General features: G+C 73.7%; 19 protein-coding genes and 3 tRNA genes. 15 read left to right on the top strand and 7 right to left on the bottom strand.

Annotated features, from left to right (window positions below):
- Positions 1 to 145: 145 nt before the first annotated feature.
- Entirely contained in the window at positions 146 to 1,240 is a 1,095-nt protein-coding gene (locus IF06_RS0108540; RefSeq protein ID WP_030270075.1) for a branched-chain amino acid aminotransferase, read from the top strand.
- 52 nt (positions 1,241 to 1,292) lie between these two features.
- Here IF06_RS0108540 and IF06_RS0108535 read toward each other — a convergent pair whose 3' ends face one another.
- The 4 genes from IF06_RS0108535 to IF06_RS0108520 form a co-directional block, all read right to left on the bottom strand.
- Positions 1,293 to 2,033, bottom strand: coding sequence for a tyrosine-protein phosphatase (locus tag IF06_RS0108535; RefSeq protein WP_030270073.1), 741 nt, complete (start codon positions 2,031 to 2,033; stop codon positions 1,293 to 1,295).
- 51 nt (positions 2,034 to 2,084) lie between these two features.
- Positions 2,085 to 2,549: a hypothetical protein gene (locus IF06_RS0108530; protein WP_013284512.1), complete on the bottom strand. Its 465-nt coding sequence runs from the start codon at positions 2,547 to 2,549 to the stop codon at positions 2,085 to 2,087.
- Positions 2,550 to 2,742: 193 nt separating this feature from the next.
- The gene (locus IF06_RS0108525; protein WP_030270071.1) at positions 2,743 to 3,273 is read right to left on the bottom strand and encodes a carboxymuconolactone decarboxylase family protein; all 531 of its coding nucleotides are present in this window, start codon (positions 3,271 to 3,273) and stop codon (positions 2,743 to 2,745) included.
- A 2-nt stretch (positions 3,274 to 3,275) separates the two neighbouring features.
- Positions 3,276 to 3,836 carry a peroxiredoxin gene (locus IF06_RS0108520; protein ID WP_013474324.1) on the bottom strand — a complete coding sequence of 187 codons (561 nt, stop codon included), beginning with the start codon at positions 3,834 to 3,836 and terminating at the stop codon, positions 3,276 to 3,278.
- A 315-nt stretch (positions 3,837 to 4,151) separates the two neighbouring features.
- Between IF06_RS0108520 and cimA the strand changes: the two genes are divergently transcribed.
- Entirely contained in the window at positions 4,152 to 5,750 is a 1,599-nt protein-coding gene (cimA, locus tag IF06_RS0108515; protein ID WP_030270069.1) for a citramalate synthase, read from the top strand.
- Position 5,751: 1 nt separating this feature from the next.
- On the opposite strand, the gene IF06_RS0108510 is transcribed toward cimA, so the two are convergent.
- Positions 5,752 to 6,735, bottom strand: a complete 984-nt coding sequence (locus IF06_RS0108510; protein ID WP_030270067.1) for an endonuclease/exonuclease/phosphatase family protein — start codon at positions 6,733 to 6,735, stop codon at positions 5,752 to 5,754.
- A gap of 288 nt (positions 6,736 to 7,023) precedes the next feature.
- Here IF06_RS0108510 and IF06_RS0108505 point away from each other — a divergent pair, with 288 nt between their 5' ends.
- The 9 genes from IF06_RS0108505 (at position 7,024) to IF06_RS0108465 (ending at position 14,411) form a co-directional block, all read left to right on the top strand.
- The gene (locus IF06_RS0108505; protein ID WP_013284517.1) at positions 7,024 to 7,545 is read left to right on the top strand and encodes a hypothetical protein; all 522 of its coding nucleotides are present in this window, start codon (positions 7,024 to 7,026) and stop codon (positions 7,543 to 7,545) included.
- Between the two features lie 192 nt (positions 7,546 to 7,737).
- Positions 7,738 to 8,787 carry an AAA family ATPase gene (locus tag IF06_RS0108500; RefSeq protein ID WP_013284518.1) on the top strand — a complete coding sequence of 350 codons (1,050 nt, stop codon included), beginning with the start codon at positions 7,738 to 7,740 and terminating at the stop codon, positions 8,785 to 8,787.
- On the top strand, positions 8,784 to 9,800 hold the full coding sequence (locus tag IF06_RS0108495) for a DUF58 domain-containing protein (protein WP_030270065.1): 1,017 nt from the start codon (positions 8,784 to 8,786) through the stop codon (positions 9,798 to 9,800). Before IF06_RS0108500 ends, IF06_RS0108495 begins: the two co-directional genes overlap by 4 nt.
- Positions 9,797 to 10,756, top strand: a complete 960-nt coding sequence (locus IF06_RS0108490) for a VWA domain-containing protein (RefSeq protein ID WP_030270058.1) — start codon at positions 9,797 to 9,799, stop codon at positions 10,754 to 10,756. The genes IF06_RS0108495 and IF06_RS0108490 overlap by 4 nt, the downstream gene beginning before the upstream one ends.
- 39 nt (positions 10,757 to 10,795) lie before the next feature.
- Positions 10,796 to 11,656 carry a S1C family serine protease gene (locus IF06_RS0108485; protein WP_030270057.1) on the top strand — a complete coding sequence of 287 codons (861 nt, stop codon included), beginning with the start codon at positions 10,796 to 10,798 and terminating at the stop codon, positions 11,654 to 11,656.
- 174 nt (positions 11,657 to 11,830) lie between these two features.
- Positions 11,831 to 12,127: a hypothetical protein gene (locus tag IF06_RS0108480; protein WP_013284522.1), complete on the top strand. Its 297-nt coding sequence runs from the start codon at positions 11,831 to 11,833 to the stop codon at positions 12,125 to 12,127.
- 9 nt (positions 12,128 to 12,136) lie between these two features.
- Complete coding sequence (gene arfB, locus IF06_RS0108475; RefSeq protein ID WP_030270056.1) at positions 12,137 to 12,562, top strand: alternative ribosome rescue aminoacyl-tRNA hydrolase ArfB; 426 nt, start codon at positions 12,137 to 12,139, stop codon at positions 12,560 to 12,562.
- Positions 12,563 to 12,611: 49 nt separating this feature from the next.
- A complete protein-coding gene (locus IF06_RS0108470) occupies positions 12,612 to 13,184 on the top strand; it encodes a GNAT family N-acetyltransferase (RefSeq protein WP_030270055.1) in 573 nt (190 codons plus the stop codon).
- An 87-nt stretch (positions 13,185 to 13,271) separates the two neighbouring features.
- On the top strand, positions 13,272 to 14,411 hold the full coding sequence (locus tag IF06_RS0108465; RefSeq protein ID WP_030270054.1) for a cellulose binding domain-containing protein: 1,140 nt from the start codon (positions 13,272 to 13,274) through the stop codon (positions 14,409 to 14,411).
- Positions 14,412 to 14,435: 24 nt separating this feature from the next.
- Here IF06_RS0108465 and IF06_RS0108460 read toward each other — a convergent pair whose 3' ends face one another.
- Together IF06_RS0108460 and IF06_RS0108455 are read right to left on the bottom strand one after the other, a co-directional pair.
- Positions 14,436 to 15,320 (bottom strand): hypothetical protein, encoded by an 885-nt coding sequence (locus IF06_RS0108460; protein ID WP_030270053.1) that lies wholly within the window; start codon positions 15,318 to 15,320, stop codon positions 14,436 to 14,438.
- Between the two features lie 34 nt (positions 15,321 to 15,354).
- On the bottom strand, positions 15,355 to 16,851 hold the full coding sequence (locus IF06_RS0108455) for a hypothetical protein (protein WP_030270051.1): 1,497 nt from the start codon (positions 16,849 to 16,851) through the stop codon (positions 15,355 to 15,357).
- Positions 16,852 to 17,067: 216 nt separating this feature from the next.
- Here IF06_RS0108455 and IF06_RS0108450 point away from each other — a divergent pair, with 216 nt between their 5' ends.
- The 4 genes from IF06_RS0108450 to IF06_RS0108435 all read left to right on the top strand — a co-directional run bounded on the left by IF06_RS0108450 (position 17,068) and on the right by IF06_RS0108435 (position 18,421).
- Positions 17,068 to 17,871 carry a fumarylacetoacetate hydrolase family protein gene (locus IF06_RS0108450; RefSeq protein ID WP_013284528.1) on the top strand — a complete coding sequence of 268 codons (804 nt, stop codon included), beginning with the start codon at positions 17,068 to 17,070 and terminating at the stop codon, positions 17,869 to 17,871.
- Between the two features lie 107 nt (positions 17,872 to 17,978).
- Positions 17,979 to 18,050, top strand: a tRNA-Gln gene (locus IF06_RS0108445).
- Between the two features lie 76 nt (positions 18,051 to 18,126).
- Positions 18,127 to 18,199: transfer RNA gene (locus IF06_RS0108440), tRNA-Glu, on the top strand.
- Positions 18,200 to 18,348: 149 nt separating this feature from the next.
- A tRNA-Glu gene (locus IF06_RS0108435) sits at positions 18,349 to 18,421 on the top strand.
- Positions 18,422 to 18,425 lie beyond the last annotated feature (4 nt).

The following is an 18,425-nucleotide window of genomic DNA, read 5'->3' as shown; positions in this document are numbered from 1 at the left end:
CGTCACCGGGCCCACCTGACCGTCCGGCGCGTCGCATCCGCCGGGGCGGAGCTATCCGCTGAACGACCGTTCGGGGTAAGTTTCTGGCACCAGTGACGTCGGCGTGCGATCCCGCATGCCGTGAACCCGCAGGGAGGTCAGCGCGATGAGCGGTGGTGACATGCTCGATTTCGAGATCCGTCCGAATCCCGCGCCGGTATCCGCCGCCGACCGGGCCGCCCTGCTGGCGAACCCGGGCTTCGGCCGGGTCTTCACCGATCACATGGTCACCATCCGCTACGCCGAGGGCAAGGGCTGGTACGACGCCCGCCTGGAGGCGCGCGCGCCGATCCCGATGGACCCGGCCGCGGCGGTGCTGCACTACGCGCAGGAGATCTTCGAGGGGCTGAAGGCGTACCGCACCGGTGACGCGGTGACGATGTTCCGTCCCGAGGCCAACGCGGCCCGGTTCGCCGCGTCGGCGCGCCGGCTGGCCATGCCGGAGCTGCCGGAGGAGACGTTCGTGGAGTCGCTGCGCCGGCTGGTCGAGGTCGACCAGGCGTGGATCCCGGAGCACGAGGACGCCAGCCTCTACCTGCGTCCGTTCATGTTCGCCAGCGAGGTCTTCCTCGGTGTGCGCCCGGCCAACGAATACCTCTACTGCGTGATCGCCTCGCCGGCCGGCGCGTACTTCGCCGGTGGCGTGAAGCCGGTGACGGTGTGGGTCTCGCCGGACTACACCCGGGCCGCGCCCGGCGGCACCGGCGCGGCCAAGTGCGGCGGCAACTACGCCGCCTCGCTCGCCGCGCAGGCCGAGGCGATCGAGGCCGGCTGCGACCAGGTGGTGTTCCTGGACGCGGTCGAGCGGCGGTACGTCGACGAGCTGGGCGGCATGAACGTCTTCTTCGTCTACGACGACGGCAGCATCGTCACCCCGCCGCTGGGCGGCACGATCCTGCCGGGCATCACCCGCGACGCGATCCTCAGGCTGGCCGCCGAGGCCGGGCACGAGGTGCGGGAGGCGCCGGTCGCCTTCGACGACTGGCGGGCCGACGCGGCGAGCGGGCGGCTGCGCGAGGTCTTCGCCTGCGGCACCGCCGCCGTGATCACCCCGATCGGCGGCGTGCGCTTCCCCGACGGGGAGTTCCTCATCGGCGGCGGCGAGCCGGGCCGGGCCACGATGGCGCTGCGGCAGAAGCTCGTCGACATCCAGCGCGGGCGTGCCGCCGACCCGTACGGCTGGGTCACCCGGGTCCTCTGACGGCGCTTCGCGGTGATCGAGGGGTTCGCTCCTCGATCACCGCGAGGCCGGGTCAGTCCAGGAGGTGGGTGCGGAGGGACTCCACCTGCGCCCCGGTGACGCCGGCGTGGGTCAGGTAGCCCTCGACGGACCCGTAGCCGGTGCGCAGTTCGGCGAGGAACAGCTCCATCGCCTCGGCCGGCGATTCCAGGAACGGCGGCGGCGGTTCCTCCGCGTCCGGCAGCGTGGCCCGGACCCAGGCGGTGAAGCGCTGCGACGCGGCGGTGCTGAGCGCGTAGTCGGCTACCACGTCCTCGTCGGGCACCCCGAGCACTGCCAGCGTGAGCGCGCAGACGATGCCGGTGCGGTCCTTGCCGGCGACGCAGTGCACCACCACCGGGGCGTTGGCGCTGTCCGCGATCAGCCCGACCGCCTCGGCGAGCCCGGCGGTTCCGGTACGCGCCAGGTCGGCGTACCGGTCGGCCAGGTAGCGGGCCAGGCTGACGCCGGAGGCGTCGAACCGGTTCGCACCCCAGTCGGCGTGCTCGGGGTGGATGTGCCGGTAGGTCAGCCCGTCGTAGTCGGGCACCCGCCCGTCACGTTCCACCTCGGACGGCCGGCGCAGGTCGATGACGGTACGGATGCCGAGCGCGGTGAACGCGCTCCGGTCGGTCTCGTCGATGCGGTGCAGCGAGTCGGAGCGGTAGAGCCGGCCGCGGCGGACCGTGCGCCCGTCCCGAGCGGCGTATCCGCCGACGTCGCGGAAGTTGAACAGGGCGGGGAAGGGGCTCTGCGCGGCGTCCACATCCGACACGGTAACGGCCGGCGGGGCGTTCGTCCGTCCCCGCCGGCCGTCGCCGGGATGTCAGGCGCGCGGCGGCACGTCCGGCGGCAGCGCCGAGTGGTTCTCGCCGTAGTAGCCGCCCAGCCGGTCCCGGTAGCCCGGTTCGGCGTGGCTGGACTCGTCGTACTCCGGGGCGGCCTTGATCTGGTCCTTCTCCCGGTCGACGTGCACGGTCCGGGCGTCGTGGTCGACGTGGTTCACGGTCCCGGCCGGGAGCATCACCTTCTTGCCGAAGATCCACGGCCCGGTGTCCACGACCAGGTAGCTGTCGTCCACCTCGTGGCTCGCCCGGTCGATTTTGCCGATGGCGCCGTCGGTGGCCTCGACCTTGTAGCCGGTCAGGTCGGCGCTCGCCACACCCGCCTCGTCGCGGTAGCGCCACGGGTCGAAGGCGCCCGCCGGGGCGCCCCCGGCGACCGTGCCCCGGCCGTCGTCGAGGATCGGCTCGGTGCCGCCGTGCGTGGCGCGCGGGTCCAGTCCGTCCATGTGCCGCCTCCCGTCCCCAGGGCCGCGGCCGTCGCGGCGCCGTCGTCAGTCGGGAGGGTTACCCACCCTGTCCGGGCACCAACCCGCCGGCGGCCGGCCCGCCGACGCCGAGGGGCCGGCGCCACGGTGGTGACGCCGGCCCCTCGGGTCGTCGGCCCGTGCGGTGCCGGTCGGGCACGTGCGGGCCGGTCGATCAGGCCAGTGCGGCCTCCGCGTCCAGGGTCACCGCGGCGGCGTGTACGACGGCGGCGATCCGCAGCCCCTCGTGCACCTGCTCACGGCTGAACCCGGCCGCGCGCAGCGTCTTCTCGTGCGACTCCAGGCAGACGCCGCAGCCGGTGATCGCCGAGACGGCGAGGCACCACAGCTCGAAGTCGGTCTTCTCCACACCGGGGCGGGCGATGATCTGCATTCGCAGCCGGGCCGGCAGCGACGCGTACTGCTCGTCGCCGATCAGGTGCTTGGCCCGGTAGTAGACGTTGTTCATCGCCATGACCGCCGCCGCGCCCTTGGCCGCCTCGACCGCCCCGGGCGTGAGGTGACCGGCCGCCTCGGCGGCGATCTCCCGCAGCACCACCGGGTTGCGGGCCGCCACCGCGCAGGCCAGGGCGGTGCCCCACGCCTGCTCCGGCTTCAGCGTCGAGGTGGTGATGGTGGAGCCGAGGTTGAGCCGGATGTCCTTGGCGTACTCGGGCAGGCCCGCCTTGATCGCGTCCAGGCCCATGGTCAGGCCCCGGCGCCGGCGAGAAGAGCCTTGGCGTCGAGCGTCGCGCCGCCGGAGTTCCAGTTGCACGGGCACAGCTCGTCGGTCTGAAGGGCGTCGAGCACCCGCAGCACCTCGGAGACGTTGCGGCCGACCGAACCGGCGGTCACCATGACGAACTGGATCTCGTTGTTCGGGTCCACGATGAAGGTGGCCCGCTGCGCGACACCGTCGGCGCCGAGCACGCCGCAGGCGGAGGTCAGCTCACGCTTGATGTCGCTGAGCATCGGGAAGGGCAGCTCGCGCAGGTCCGGGTGGTCCTTGCGCCAGGCGTAGTGGACGAACTCGTTGTCGACGGAGACGCCGAGCACCTGGGCGTCGCGGTCGGCGAACTCGCCGTTGAGGCGACCGAACTCGGCGATCTCGGTGGGGCAGACGAAGGTGAAGTCCTTCGGCCAGAAGAACACGACGCGCCACTGGCCCTCGTGGGACTTGTGGTTGATCGTCTCGAACGCCTTGTCGGCGTCGAGCGACACGCAGGCGGTGAGTTCGTACTCGGGGAAGTGGTCACCGACAGTGAGCACGGGTCCTCCTTGAACGTGGCCGGGCGGGGTGGCCGGGCCAGTAACTGGATCAGTTCAAGATTCTTCCGTAGCCCCGTTTGCGCTCGTGGCGGGCGGTGGCCGGGTGTGAAGACGATCACCGCACGCGCGATCGTCCCGGAATATGGGTTTCGCCTCCCAAAGCCGGGGCCGGGGTGGCAGAGTACGGGTCGTGACCAGCTTCGTCCTGATCATTAGCAGCTAGCGCGCCGGCCCTTCCCCCGCCGAGCGCGCAGACCTCCCGCATCCGCGGGGGGTCTTTTTGTTTGCTCCCCAGGGCACGAGAAGAGGACTCCGATGACGTTCCAGGTGTACGACACGACGCTGCGCGACGGCGCGCAGCGCGAAGGGCTCACGTACTCGGTGGTCGACAAGCTGGCGGTGGCCCGCCTGCTCGACGACCTCGGAGTCGGCTTCATCGAGGGCGGCTGGCCGGGCGCGGTGCCGAAGGACACCGAGTTCTTCCGCCGCGCCCGCACCGAGCTGGAGCTGCGGCACGCGATCCTGGTCGCCTTCGGGGCCACCCGCAAGGCCGGCCTCGCGGTCGAGGACGACCCGCAGGTGCGCGGCCTGCTCGACGCCCGGACCCCGGCCGTGGCCCTGGTCGCCAAGGCGGACCTGCGGCACGTGGAGCGCGCGCTGCGCACCACCGCCGAGGAGAACCTCGCCATGATCCGCGACACCGTGTCGTACCTGGTGGCGCAGGGACGGCGCGTCTTCGTCGACGGGGAGCACTGCTTCGACGGGTTCCGGTTCGACCCGGGCTACACCTCCGCCGTGGCGGAGACCGCGCTGGCCGCCGGCGCCGAGCGGTTCGTGCTCTGCGACACCAACGGCGGCATGCTGCCCTCCCAGGTCACCGCCGTGGTCGAGCAACTGGTGGCGCGGACCGGCATCGCGCCGGAGCGGCTCGGTATGCACGCGCAGAACGACACCGCCTGCGCGGTCGCCAACACCATCGCCGCGGTCGAGGCGGGCGTCCGGCACGTGCAGGGCACCGCCAACGGGTACGGCGAGCGCCCCGGCAACGCCGACATCTTCGCGATCGTCGCCAACCTCCAGCTCAAGCTGGGCATGCCCGTCCTACCGGAGGGCTGCCTGGAACAGATGGTGCGGGTCTCGCACGCCATCTCCGAGATCGCCAACATCGCCCCCGACACCCACCAGGCCTACGTCGGGGCCGCCGCCTTCGCTCACAAGGCGGGGCTGCACGCGAGCGCGATCAAGGTCGACCCGTTGCTCTACAACCACGTGGAACCCGCTGTGGTGGGCAACGACATGCGGATCCTGGTGACCGAGATGGCCGGCCGGGCCAGCATCGAGCTCAAGAGCCGCGAGCTCGGTCTGGACCTGGCCGGCCATCCGGACGCCCTGTCCCGGGTCACCGGGCGGGTCAAGGAGCTGGAGGCCGACGGCTGGTCGTTCGAGGCCGCCGACGCCTCGTTCGAGCTGCTGGTCCGCTCCGAGCTGCCGGATGCCGCGCCGGCCCGGCCGTTCGCGCTGGAGTCGTACCGGGTGATCGTCGAGCACCGCGAGGACGGCGCGGTGGTCTCCGAGGCGACGGTGAAGATCCGGGTACGCGGCGAGCGGGTGATCGCCACCGCCGAGGGCAACGGCCCGGTCAACGCGCTGGACGAGGCGCTGCGGGTCGGCCTGGCCCGGCACTACCCGGAGCTGCGCGAGTTCGAGCTGGCCGACTACAAGGTGCGCATCCTGGAGGGCAGCCACGGCACCGGCGCTGTCACGCGCGTACTCGTGGAGACCGCCGGCGCCGGCCGCGACTGGACCACAGTGGGCGTGCACCCGAACGTGGTCGAGGCGAGCTGGCACGCCCTGGTCGACGCGCTCACCTACGGCCTGGACCGGGCCCGGGTGCCGGGCGGTAGCGCGGCCTGACTCACCCGGCCGGCAGGCGCAGCTCGGCCAGCAGCGCGCGGTGGTCGCTGCCCGGCACCGGGTAGGTGCGGGCGGCGCGCACCGCGATGCGCCTGTCGACGAGGACGTGGTCGATGGTGACCGGCGGGATCGGGTCGCCGTCGTACGGGCCCCAGGTGCCGCCGAACCCCGCCCCGGCCGCGTCCGCCGCGTCGGTGTAGCCGGTGGCGATCAGGTCCCGCAGCGCCGCGTGGTCGAGCGTGGCGTTGAAGTCGCCGGCCAGCACGCTCAGCCCGCCGTCCGGGGTGGCAGGCGGCTGGGCGCGCTGGTCGGTCCACCAGTCCGGCACCACGTGCGGGGCGTACGGCGCGGCCGGGTGCGCCGACTCCACCCGCAGCGGTGGCGCCCCCGGGACGGTCACCGTGGCGTACGCCTGGGTGAAGAAGAAGCCCTTGTTGCGCCGGTGACCGGTGTCGCGCAGCGGGTGCCGGGCGTACACGCCGGAGCCGGTCGAGCCGACCTCGGGGGTCAGCGACCGGTGCGGCAACAGTGCGGCCAGGCCGAGCCGGTCCAACTCGGCAGCCAGCGGCGGGGTGAGCTCCTGCACCGTGAGCACGTCGACCCGCCGAGTCCGGACCAGGTCCACGAGCGCCGCGGGGTCGGCCGAGCCGAGGCGCAGGTTGGCGGTGAGCAGCCGCAGCGTCGGCCCGTCGGCGGCGGGCCGGTCGCCGGGGACCGCACGGGGCGCCACCGCGCCGATCAGCGCCAGCGCGGCCAGGACCGCGACCACCGCCGGGGTGCGGCGCCGCAGGGCGAGTGCCGCCACCGCCACGACCGGGGCCACGGCGGCGGCGTACGGCGTGAACGCGACCGCCTGCACCAGCGGACCGCGTTCCAGCCCGGTCAGGCGTACCAGCGCCCACGCGGCGACCGGTGCGACGGCGAGCCAGCATGCGGCGGTGGCCGGGCGGCCGCCCCGGGTGCCGGCCCGGGCTGGTCGCGGCATGGTGATCACGACGGTGAGGCTACCCGGAGCCGGGTCGGCGCGATGCCCTCCGAAACAATTTCGTGAATTGTTCCTCGCAATTTCCGGGCATCTTTGACGATCGGCCGGACACGCAATAACGCTATTGACCGCCCACATTTTCCGGTGCTAGGTTCCACCTGGTTGAGACGTCGCGACTCTCTGTAGTAAGGCCAGCTCACGAGCGGTGCGCTCCCGAGCGGATACCCGATGATCCGCAATTTGACGCGCGCAGTCGCCGTATCACCACGGTCTACAAAGGGAGAACTCATGGCCACATTCTTCAAGCGGAAGGCGACGGTGGTGGCGCTTGCCGCGCTGTCGCTCAGCCTGGCCGGTGGCGGGATCGCCGCTGCCGCCCAGCCGGAGGCGAAGCCGCAGCCCGGCCCGCGGCACTCCACGGCGCAGCCGCCGGTGACCGCCGTCGAGCGGCAGGCCGCCCGGACCGCGATGCGGGCCACCCTGGCCCCGCCGGCCGCCGGCCAGGTCGCCTGGGCCGTCGTGGCGGCCAACGGCACGCTGTTGCAGCACTCCGGCAACGTGGTGTCCTCGTTCCGGTTCACCCCGGGCATCGGGGTGTCGCCGGGGCAGTACCAGGTGCTGCTGGACTACAACGTGTCCGCCAAGGCGTACGTGGCGACCATCGGCACGAACGACACGGCGAACGTGCCGCCGGCGGGTGAGGTGTCGGTCGCGCCCCGCACGCTCACCCCGAACGCCGTCTTCGTGCAGACGCGCAGCTCCTCCGGCAGCGCCTCGGACCGGCCGTTCCACCTGGTCATCGCCAACTGATCCGTCCGGCCCCGCATCGGCCCCCGCTCCGGCGGGGGCCGGTGTCGTGTTCCGTGCCCCTCCGGCCGGTGCCGCGCCGCTTCGTGTCGTTCCCGCCCGGCTGGGGAGAAGCTGCCGGTCCGGCCCGCCGACCACCGCCCAGGGGCCGATAATCCGACGTTTGTCGCCGGTCCGGCCCGGGAAGCAAGCACCGTGACGGACATCTCGGACACCCCGGCCAGCGTGCTCAGCCCGGTCGACGCCGACGCGAGCGGCGTCGAGCTGGAACAGACCCTCGTCGAGGTCAAACGCGTGATCGTCGGGCAGGATCGGCTCGTCGACCGCCTGCTCACCGCCCTGATCGCCGACGGGCACTGCCTGCTGGAGGGCGTACCGGGGGTGGCCAAGACGCTGGCGGCGCAGACACTCGCCACAGTGGTCGGTGGCACGTTCTCCCGGATCCAGTTCACCCCCGACCTGGTCCCCTCCGACATCGTCGGCACGCGCATCTACCGCGCCTCCACCGAACAGTTCGACGTGGAGCTGGGGCCGATCATGGCGAACCTGGTGCTCGCCGACGAGATCAACCGGGCCCCGGCCAAGGTGCAGTCGGCGCTGCTCGAGGCGATGGCCGAGCGGCAGGTCTCCATCGCCGGCCGGAGCTGGCCGGTGCCGGACCCGTTCCTGGTCCTGGCCACCCAGAACCCGATCGAGTCCGAGGGTGTCTACCAGCTCCCGGAGGCGCAGCGCGACCGCTTCCTGATGAAGGTGGTGGTCGACTACCCGAGCGACGCCGACGAGCTGGCCATCCTCTACCGGATGAGCACCGACCGGCCCACCGCGCGTACCGTGCTCGACCCGGTCCGGCTGCGCGAACTCCAGCGCCGCGCCACCGACGTCTTCGTCCACCACGCGCTCGCCGAGTACGTGGTCCGCCTCATCCTCGCCACCCGCGACCCGGAGCGCTTCGGCCTGCCCGACGTCGCGCCCCTGCTGGCGTACGGGGCCAGCCCCCGGGCCACGCTCGGCCTGGTGGCCGCCGCCCGCGCCCAGGCGCTCATCCACGGCCGGGACTACGTGCTCCCCGAGGACATCCGGGAACTCGCGGTGGACGTGCTGGCGCACCGGCTCGTGCTCTCCTTCGACGCGATCGCCGACGGGATCTCCGGCGAGGACGTGGTGCGCCGCGTGATCGAGGCGGTGCCGCCGCCCCGGCTGGTGAACGGGCCCACCGAGACGGTGAACGACCTGGCGGCGGCATGACCGGCGAGGCCGGACCCGGGCTCGCCGATCTCGCCCCGGACCAGCGGCTGCGCCGGCTGGAGCTGACGGTGACCCGGCGGCTCGACGGGCTGCTGCACGGCCGGTACCGCGGCCTGCTCCCCGGACCGGGCAGCGAGGCGGCAGGCAGCCGCGAGTACCGTCCCGGCGAGGACGAGGTACGCCGGATGGACTGGGCGGTCACCGCCCGGACCACCGTCCCGCACGTCCGGGAGGTCGACGCGGACCGGGAACTGACCACCTGGCTGCTCGTCGACGCCACCCCCAGCATGGAGTACGGGACGTCCACGCTGGACAAACGGGAACTGGCGGTGGCCGCAGTGGCGGCGATCGGCTTCCTCACCGCGGGAGTCGGCAACCGGCTCGGCGCCCAGGTGCTCAGCCCGCGCGGGTTGCGCCGGTTCCCGGCCCGCAGCGGGCGTACCCATCTGCTCGGGCTGCTCCGCGCGCTGCTCGGCGCCCCGCGTACCGGCGACCTGCCGGACTCCGGCGGCGCGGGCGCGGCCGGCGCGGGCCGGACGGACGCGGCACCGGGCCTGGCCGACGGGCTGGACGGCCTCCAGCGCGTCGCCACCCGGCGCGGGCTCGTGGTGATCGTCTCCGACTTCCTCGACGAGCTGCCCGACGACCCGGACGCGGCGCCGCCGCCGTGGGCCGCCGCGCTGCGCCGCCTCGCGGTACGTCACCAGGTGCTCGCCGTCGAGGTGACCGACCCGCGCGAGCTGGAACTGCCGGACGTCGGCCTGGTCACGCTCGTCGACCCGGAGAGCGGCCGGCACCGCGAGGTGTGGACCGGTGACCCGGGCCTGCGCGAGCGGTACGCGCGTGCCGCCGCCGAGCAGCGCGACCAGGTACGCCGCACGCTGCGCCGGGCCGGCGCGACCCACCTGGCGCTGCGCACCGACCGGGACTGGTGCGCGGACGTCGTCCGGTACGTGCACGAGCAGCGCCGGCTGGCCACCGTGCCGGCCGCGGCCCGCGGAGGTGTCGCATGACCTGGCAGTCACCCGCCCGCCTCTGGCTGCTGCTCGCCGTCGTCGCGCTGGTCGCCGGCTACCTGGTGCTGCAACGGCGGCAGAGCCGGTACGCGGTGCGCTTCACCAACCTGCGCCTGCTCGACCGGGTCGCCCCGCGCCGCCCGGCCTGGCGGCGGCACGTCCCGGCGGGCCTGTTCCTCGCCATGCTGGCGCTGCTCGTGGTCGGGTTCGCCCGGCCCGAGGCTGAGGTGCGGGTGCCCCGGGAGCGGGCCACGGTGATGGTCGCGGTAGACGTCTCCACCTCGATGCTCGCCGGTGACGTGGACCCGGACCGGCTGACAGCGGCCAAGGACGCGGGCCGGCGGTTCGTCGACGGGCTGCCGGACGAGTTCAACGTCGGCCTCGTCGCGTTCGCCGGCAGCGCGGCGGTGCTGGTGCCGCCGAGCACCGACCGGGAGGCGCTGCACGACGGGATCGGGCGGCTGGCCGAGGGCATCACCGGCGTGCAGGGCACCGCCATCGGCGAGGCGATCAGCACCTCGCTCGGCGCGGTCAAGAGCCTGGACGCCACCGCCGCCAAGGATCCGCCGCCGGCCCGGATCATCATCCTCTCCGACGGCGCGAACACCTCCGGCATGGACCCGATGGAGGCCGCCGACCAGGCGGTCGCCGCGAAGGTGCCGGTGCACACCATCTCCTTCGGCACGCCCGGCGGCTCGGTCGACAGGGGTGGCCGGGCGATCCAGGTGCCGGTGGACGGCCAGACGCTGCGGGCGGTCGCCGAGCAGACCGGCGGGGGCTTCCACGAGGCGTCCACCACCGCCGAGCTGAAGGACGTCTACGAGGACATCGGCACCTCGGTCGGCTACCGCACCGAGCGGCAGGACATCTCGGCCCGCTTCATCGGCCTCGGGCTGGTCCTGGCGATGGGCGCCGCGGCCGGCTCGCTGCGGTGGTTCTCCCGGCTGCCCTGACCCGCACACCACTACCGCACGACATGTGAGGAGCCAGGCATGGCAGTGCAGACCGGACTCGGCGAGCCACGCGGACCGTGGTTCGTCTCGCCGGAGCTGGACCCGGACGGGCGCGGCTACCGGGACGTACCCGGGGGCGGGCCGGAGGCCGGGCGGCGTAGCCTGCGGCACCGGCTGCTGAGCGTGGCGGCGGTGGTGGCGCTCTCCACCGTCTCCGGCGCGGCGGCCGGCACCTGGGCAGCCGACCGGGGCGCGCCGGGACCGGCAGCGGCGTCCGCCGCGCCGGTGCCGGCGGAGCTGATCACCGCCGCCGGCAAGACGGTGCCCGGGGTGGTGTCGGTGATGGTCGGGGGCCGCTCCGGCGCGTCCGCGTCCGGCTCCGGGTTCGCCATCGACAACGAGCAGCACATCGTCACCAACGACCACATCCTGGCCCGGGGCGGTTCCGGCGCGGTGACTGTGGAGACGTCGGACGGGCGGCGCTTCCCGGCCGAGGTGGTGGGCCGGGAACCGGCCAGCGACCTGGCCGTGCTGAAGGTGCCCGCGTCGGCCGGGTTGCCGCCGTTGCCGCTGGCAAAGGCGAACTCGACGAGAGTGGGGGAGCCGGTGCTCGCGGTCGGGTCGCCGCTCGGGCTCGCCGGGACGGTCACCGCCGGCATCGTCAGCGCGCTCAACCGGCAGGTACGCATCGGCAACGGCCGGCACACGGCGGTGCAGACCGACGCCTCGATCAACCCGGGCAACTCCGGTGGCCCGCTGGTGAACGCGCGCGGTGAGGTGGTCGGCGTGAACACGGCGATCGCCACCATCGACGGCAACGGCTCCATCGGTATCGGCTTCGCCATCCCGATCGACCAGGTCCAGCAGACCGCCGACACCATCATCGGCCGGGGCGGCTGAGTCGTCTGCGCGGCCACCCGCGCGGGCCCGGCCTGGCGCCCGCGCGGGGTTGCCCTGCCGCCCCTCCCGGCGCTGACCTGCACAAGCGTCGCAAGATCGGTGCGAAGTGTCGGATATCCGGCGTGGGATCATTGGGCCATAGAAATATTACGCTGAGTATGAATACTGGCGGAGGTGGAGCAAGCTGTCATTGCGGCCCTCCTCGTGGTGGGCCTGATCATCGGTGCCGGTGTCGGCGCCTCCTACGCGCGTGCGAAACGCGGCTGGACGGACTACCAGACGATCCGGACCAGCGTCCCCGGCGCCCGGCGCAACGCCTGGCTCGCGATCCGGGGCGTGGTCGTCAAGCTCGCGGTGATCGCCCTGCTGCTCGTCGGCGCGGCCGCGTACGCGGCGTCCGGCGGCGGCGAGGAACGGGCCGGTCCCACGCCGAGCGCCACCCCCACCCCGAGCCACCGCGCCGGGCGCTAGCCTCGGGGAGTGGACGACGGACTGCGGGTCACCGATCGGCTCGTGGTGCCCGCCGCCGAGCTGCGGGAGCGGTTCTCCCGCTCGTCCGGCCCGGGCGGGCAGGGCGTGAACACCACCGACTCCCGGGTGGAGCTGAGCTTCGACCTGGGCGGCTCGCCGAGCGTGCCGGAGACGCTGCGGGAACGCGCGCTGGCCCGGCTCGCGGGCCGTCTGGTCGGCGGCGTGCTCACCGTCACCGCCAGCGAGCACCGCGCCCAGCTGGCCAACCGGGAGGCGGCCCGCGAGCGGATGGCCGCGCTGCTGCGCGAGGCCGTCGCCCCGCCGCCGAAGGCGCGCCGCCCGACCCGCCCCTCCCGTGGCGCGAAGGAGCGCCGTCTGGCCGAGAAGAAGCGCCAGTCCCAGCGTAAACGCGACCGCCGGGTGGACGGCGACTGACCGAAAATCCGTTGAGCCGCCACACGCCACGCCCGGAGAATTCCGCCATGTGATCGACTTCTCCGTCAAGCCCACGCTCACCGGCGAGCTCGTGGTGCTGCGCCCGTTCCACGACGACGACCTGCCGGCGCTCGCCGAGATCCTGGCCGACCCGGAGGTGGCCCGGCTGACCGGCAGCCCGGCCGGCGAGACGTTCGAGCCGTCCCGGCTGCGCGCCTGGTACGGCACCCGCAACAGCCAGGACGACCGGCTCGACCTCGCGGTGGTGGACCGGGCCAGCGGCACCTGCGTCGGCGAGGTGGTCCTCAACGAGTGGGACCGGACCAACGCGAGCTGCAACTTCCGCACCCTGATCGGCCCCGGCGGCCGCGACCGCGGCCTCGGCACCGAGGCGGTCCGGCTCATCGTCGGGTACGGCTTCGAGCGGCTCGGCCTGCACCGCATCGGCCTGGAGGTGTTCGCGTTCAACCCGCGTGCCCGGCGCGCCTACGAGAAGGTGGGCTTCGTCGCCGAGGGGACGCTGCGGCAGGTGCTGCGCGACGGCGACGACTGGGTGGACGCCACAGTCATGTCGATCCTCGCCCCGGAGTGGAACCGGCACCGGGGGCACCCGGAGGGTTGAGCCGAAGGCGTCGAAGCGCTTCAATGCGTACGGGAGCTTCAGGGCCGTCACCGACCACCACGTCACAGTGACAGGAGTCCCTTCCGCATGTCCCGAAACCCGCTGCGCGCCGCGCTGACCGCGCTCGCCGCGCTGCTACCGGTCCTCGCCCTCGGCCTCACCCTCACCGCCACCACGCCCCCGGCCGCCGCGGCGGCCACCCCGGTCCGCGTCATGCCGCTCGGCGACTCCATCACCGGGTCGCCCGGCTGCTGGCGGGCGCTGCTCTGGAACCGCCTCCAGTCCACCGGCCACACCGACGTCGACTTCGTCGGCACGCTCGGGCCGCAGGGCTGCGGTGTGCCGTACGACGGCGACAACGAGGGCCACGGCGGCTACCTCGCGACGAACGTGGCGAACCAGAACCTGCTGCCCGGTTGGCTGGCCGCCACCCGCCCGGACGTCGTGCTCATGCACTTCGGCACCAACGACGTGTGGAGCAACATCGCACCCGCCACCATCCTGGCCGCGTACTCGAAGCTGGTGGACCAGATGCGGACCGCCAACCCGGCCACGACCGTGCTGGTCGCGAAGATCATCCCGATGAACCCGGCGAGCTGTCCCGAGTGCGGCCAGCGGACGGTGGCGCTCAACGCGCTCGTCGACGGCTGGGCGGCCGGGAAGACCACCGCCGCGTCGCCGATCGTGGTGGTCGACCAGTGGACCGGGTTCAGCACCGCCACCGACACGTACGACGGCGTGCACCCGAACGCCGCCGGGGACCAGAAGATGTCCGACCGGTGGTACCCGGCGCTGGTCGCCGCGCTGGACCGGACCACGCCCGGCCCGACCGCGACCCCGACCGGCAGCCCGTCGCCGTCGCCCACGACCAGCCCGTCACCGACGACCAGTCCGTCGCCCACGGCCAGCCCGACGCCCACGGCCGGCGGCTGCACCGCCACCTGGCGGATCGCCGGTCAGTGGCCGGGCGGCTTCCAGGGGGAGGTGACCGTCCGCAACGGCGGCGCCGCGCCGATCGCCGGCTGGACCGTGCGCTTCCCGCTCACCGCGGGCCAGCGGATCACCCAGGCGTGGAGCGCGGACGTGTCGCAGAGCGGAACCACCGTGACCGCCCGGAACGCGAGCTGGAACGGCGCCCTGGCCCCGGCCGCCCAGACCACGTTCGGGTTCCTCGCCGACGGTGCGGTCCCCAACCCGGTGCCGGTCCTGACCTGCGCCGCGAACTGATCCCCGCGCCGGCCGGCCCCGCGCTCAGCGGCGGTCGGCCGGCACGGCCCGGTCCAGCGCGGCCAGCAGCCGGGCCCGCAACCCGGCGGCGCGCTCGGCGAACCCGCGCTGGGCGGCGGCGTACTCGGCCCGGCCTTCCGGCGTCTCCACCCGCACCGGCGGGTAGCCCAGGTCGGCCAGGTCGTACGGGCTGGCCCGCATGTCCAGCGCCCGGATCTCCCGGGCCAGCGCGAAACAGTCCGCCACCAGCTCCGACGGCACCAGCGGCGACAGCTTGTACGCCCACTTGTAGAGATCCATGTTGGCGTGCAGGCAGCCCGGCTGCTCCAGCGCGTGCTGACCCTCCCGGGTCGGCTGGAGCACGTTCAGCGGCCGGGCCGGCGCGGTGAAGAACCGGAACGCGTCGAAGTGGCTGCACCGCACGCCGCGTTCCTCGACCACCGCCGCCGTCGCCGCTGGGCTCAGCCGCAACGGCCAGGCGTTGTGCCGTACCTGCTCCTGCGTCTGCCGGTAGACCATCGCCCACTCGTGCATGCCGAAACAGCCGAACTGCGCCGGGCGCCCGGCGGTCGCCGCGAGCAGCGTACGGATCCAGGCGATCGACTCGGCGCGCCGCGCGTGTACCCGATCGGTGTCGAGAGTGAGCCCGGCGGAGGCCGCCGTGTAGTCCGGGCCGAAACCGGCCGGGTCGGCGTCGCGCAGCACCACGCCCGCACCCGGGTGCCAGCGGCGCAACTGCGCCGGGCGGTGCGAGTAGTACGTGAACAGGAAGTCCTCGACCGGGTGCTTCACCCCGGTGCGGCGGCGTTCCAGGTGCGGCGTCAGCCAGGCGTCCACCCGCGCCTCGTGGGCGTGCCGGCGCGCCTGCCAGTCGGCCAGGTCGAGCGCGGGGGCGAGGGCGGCGGTCACACACCCCAGGGTACGACCGCCGCCCGTGCCCGGATCACGCCACGTCCACCCGCACGCCCGCCGAGAAGACGCCGCTGCGCAGCTCCAGCCGTTTCGGCGGCTCGTCGCCGCGCATGGTGAACACCAGCGGCAGCAGCACCCGCCGCCCGGCGGCCACCGGCTGGGAGAAGACGTCCCGGCCGAGGTTCGCCACCCGGGTCGCGTCCTCGTCGGCTGCCACCCAGTTGCCGCTGGGCAGGTACGCCCGCTGCAACTGCCCGTGCCAGGTCTGGTCCTCGGTCGTGAGGTTGCGCACCCCGACCGTGGCCAGGCACGGCCGGCCGCCGCCGGGCGCCGGTGGCAGGACGTCGGCGCCGCAGCTCAGCCGGTAGACGGTGAACTCGAACGCGGTCTCGCGCAGCGGCTGGCCCAGCGCGCCGGTAACGCTGCTGCCCACCCACGCGCCGCTCGTCGGCTGCTTCGTGGTGTCCATCGCGGCCACCCGCTGCGTGGCCGACCAGGCCGCCGCGCCCACCACACCGGCCAGCACGGCCGCCGCCACGCCGACCACGAGCCAGACCGGCGGCCTTCGGCGGCGGCTCGCGGGCGACGGCACGGCCGTACGCGGGTAGACCGTGCCGCGCTCGGCCGGCCCACCGGTCGCGCCTGGGCCCGGTCCGCCCTGGCCCGGTCCGGCTCCGCCGGGCACACCGCTTCCGGGGGCGCCGGTGTGCATGGTGCCGCCCGCGGGCGTACCGGTGGGCGTCGCGCCGCCTCCGGGGGCGCCCGTCCCGCCGCGGGCCATGCCGCCCGGTGCGGCGCTTCCCGCCGCGGTGCGCCGGCGGCGGCGCCACACCGCCCACCACACCACACCGGCGGTGACCACCAGCAGCGCCGTGAACGCGGCGAGCAGCACCGGCGGTCGCCGCCAGGCCGGGGCGGCGGTGACCTGCGCCGCCGGGGCCGTCGCGGCGCCCACCCAGGTCGCCGTGGCGCAGTCGAACGGGCGCGTGCCGTCCGAGCCGTAGACGCAGGTGGGTGCCGTCACCGAGCGGCCCGGACCGGGGACCGACAGCGCGGTGTGCAGCGTGGTGGTGCTCTTCGCCGGCAGCCGCAGCCGCCAGGTCACCTCACCGGCGCTCATCCCGGCGGGGCGGCTGGTCCGCCCACCGCCGGTCACCGTGGTGGCCCGCGACCCGTTCGGCAGTTCCTGCCGGACCATCGTGTCGACGGGTGCCGTGCCGGCGTTGCGGACCTCGATCCGGTAACCCGGCGCCGGGGTGCCCGCCGCGCCCACCGCCACGCTGACCGGGGGCATCGACGGGCGGACCGGTGCCGGGCCGGTGGTCGGCACCGCCGGGGGCACCGCCGGCACGCCGGTCGGGATCGGGGTGGCCGCGGCACCGGGGATGACAGCCGGTGGTGGGGCCGGATGGGCGGGGGCGGCGGCCGCGCGGGGCGTCGCCGGGGACAGCGCCGGTACGGCGGCGATGACGCCGAGGCAGTTCACGAACACTGCCAGGGCCCTGTGGTGTCGTCTCGATGCAGGCATACCAACGAACCTCCGGACCCGAAGCTATGGTCCGGGGCCCGCCGGGCGGGTACGAAGCCGCCATTCCCGCCCTGTCCGGCGCGATCGCGCGTACCCTGTCCGGCTCCTGGCGGTCCGGTGCCGCCGGCGGCCCGCGAGGGTGTGGTGCGCGACCGCCGGGGCGTGCCGCCTGCCGGTGTCCGCCGGGCGGCCCGCGGGCGGGGATAGATTGGCCGGGTGCGTATCGCTCGTTTCGCTCATGCCAAGGGAATGTCGTTCGGGGTCGTCGAGGGCGAGCCGGAGGCCGGGCCACAGGGCCTGACCATCGCCGAGATCGAGGGCCACCCGTTCGGGCAGATCCAGTTCTCCGGCGCCCGCTGGGCGCTCTCCGACGTCCGGCTGCTGTCGCCGATCCTGCCCAGCAAGGTGGTCTGTGTCGGCCGTAACTACGCCGAACACGCCGCCGAGCACGGCAGCGAGGTGCCGAAGGAGCCGCTGCTCTTCCTCAAGCCGTCCACCTCGGTGATCGGCCCGCGCGACGCCATCCGGCTGCCGATCTTCTCCAAGCAGGTCGAGCACGAGGCGGAACTCGCCGTGGTGATCGGCGCCCCGGGCGCCCGCCGGGCCGACCGGGCCGCCGCCGAGCGGGCCATCTTCGGCTACACCTGCGCCAACGACGTGACCGCGCGGGACCTCCAGCGCTCCGACGGGCAGTGGACCCGCGCCAAGGGCTTCGACTCGTTCTGCCCGATCGGGCCGTGGATCACCACCGGGCTCGACGTCAGCGACCTGGAGATCCGGTGTGAGGTGGGCCGCAACCCGGAGGAGATGGAGGTGCGCCAGCTCGGCCGGACCAAGGACATGGTCTTCGACGTGCCGGGCCTGGTGTCGTACATCTCGCACGTGATGACGCTGCTGCCCGGCGACGTGGTGCTGACCGGCACGCCGGCGGGGGTTAGCCCGCTCACCGAGGGGGATACGGTCACCGTGCGGATCCAGGGGATCGGGGAGCTGAGCAACCCGGTGGTCCCCGTCGCCTGATTCGCTCCGATGCCTCGTTTCCGCTGGTCAGGTGGGTTTCGAGGGGTTGGATTTGGCCTGTCGGCACCGGGAGGGTAAAGTTCATTCCCGGCGCCGCAAGGGGCCAATGGGGTATGGGGTAATTGGCAGCCCGACTGATTCTGGTTCAGTTAGTCTAGGTTCGAGTCCTGGTACCCCAGCGCAACCGAGGGTTCGCGAGAACTCTCGGACGCTGGATTCCGGCAGCTCACGCTGACGGAGTGCAATGAAGGTTCTGGCCCCGTCGTCTAGCGGCCCAGGACGCCGCCCTCTCAAGGCGGTAGCGCCGGTTCGAATCCGGTCGGGGCTACAGCACCGACAGCCCGTCCCGTTTCCGGGGCGGGCTTTCTGCTGTCCGGCCACGTGCGCAGGGGGTGACCCCCGGCGGTGGTGCCGGACGGGATGCCGCTAGACTACTGCCACACCGCCCGGCAGGGTGGTGAAGCAGGAAAAGTGCCTGGCCCCGTCGTCTAGCGGCCCAGGACGCCGCCCTCTCAAGGCGGTAGCGCCGGTTCGAATCCGGTCGGGGCTACATC

The sequence above is a fragment of the Micromonospora globosa genome, assembly GCF_000717585.1.
Lineage (GTDB): Bacteria > Actinomycetota > Actinomycetes > Mycobacteriales > Micromonosporaceae > Micromonospora > Micromonospora aurantiaca.
This window is presented reverse-complemented; position numbering and strand designations above follow the sequence as displayed.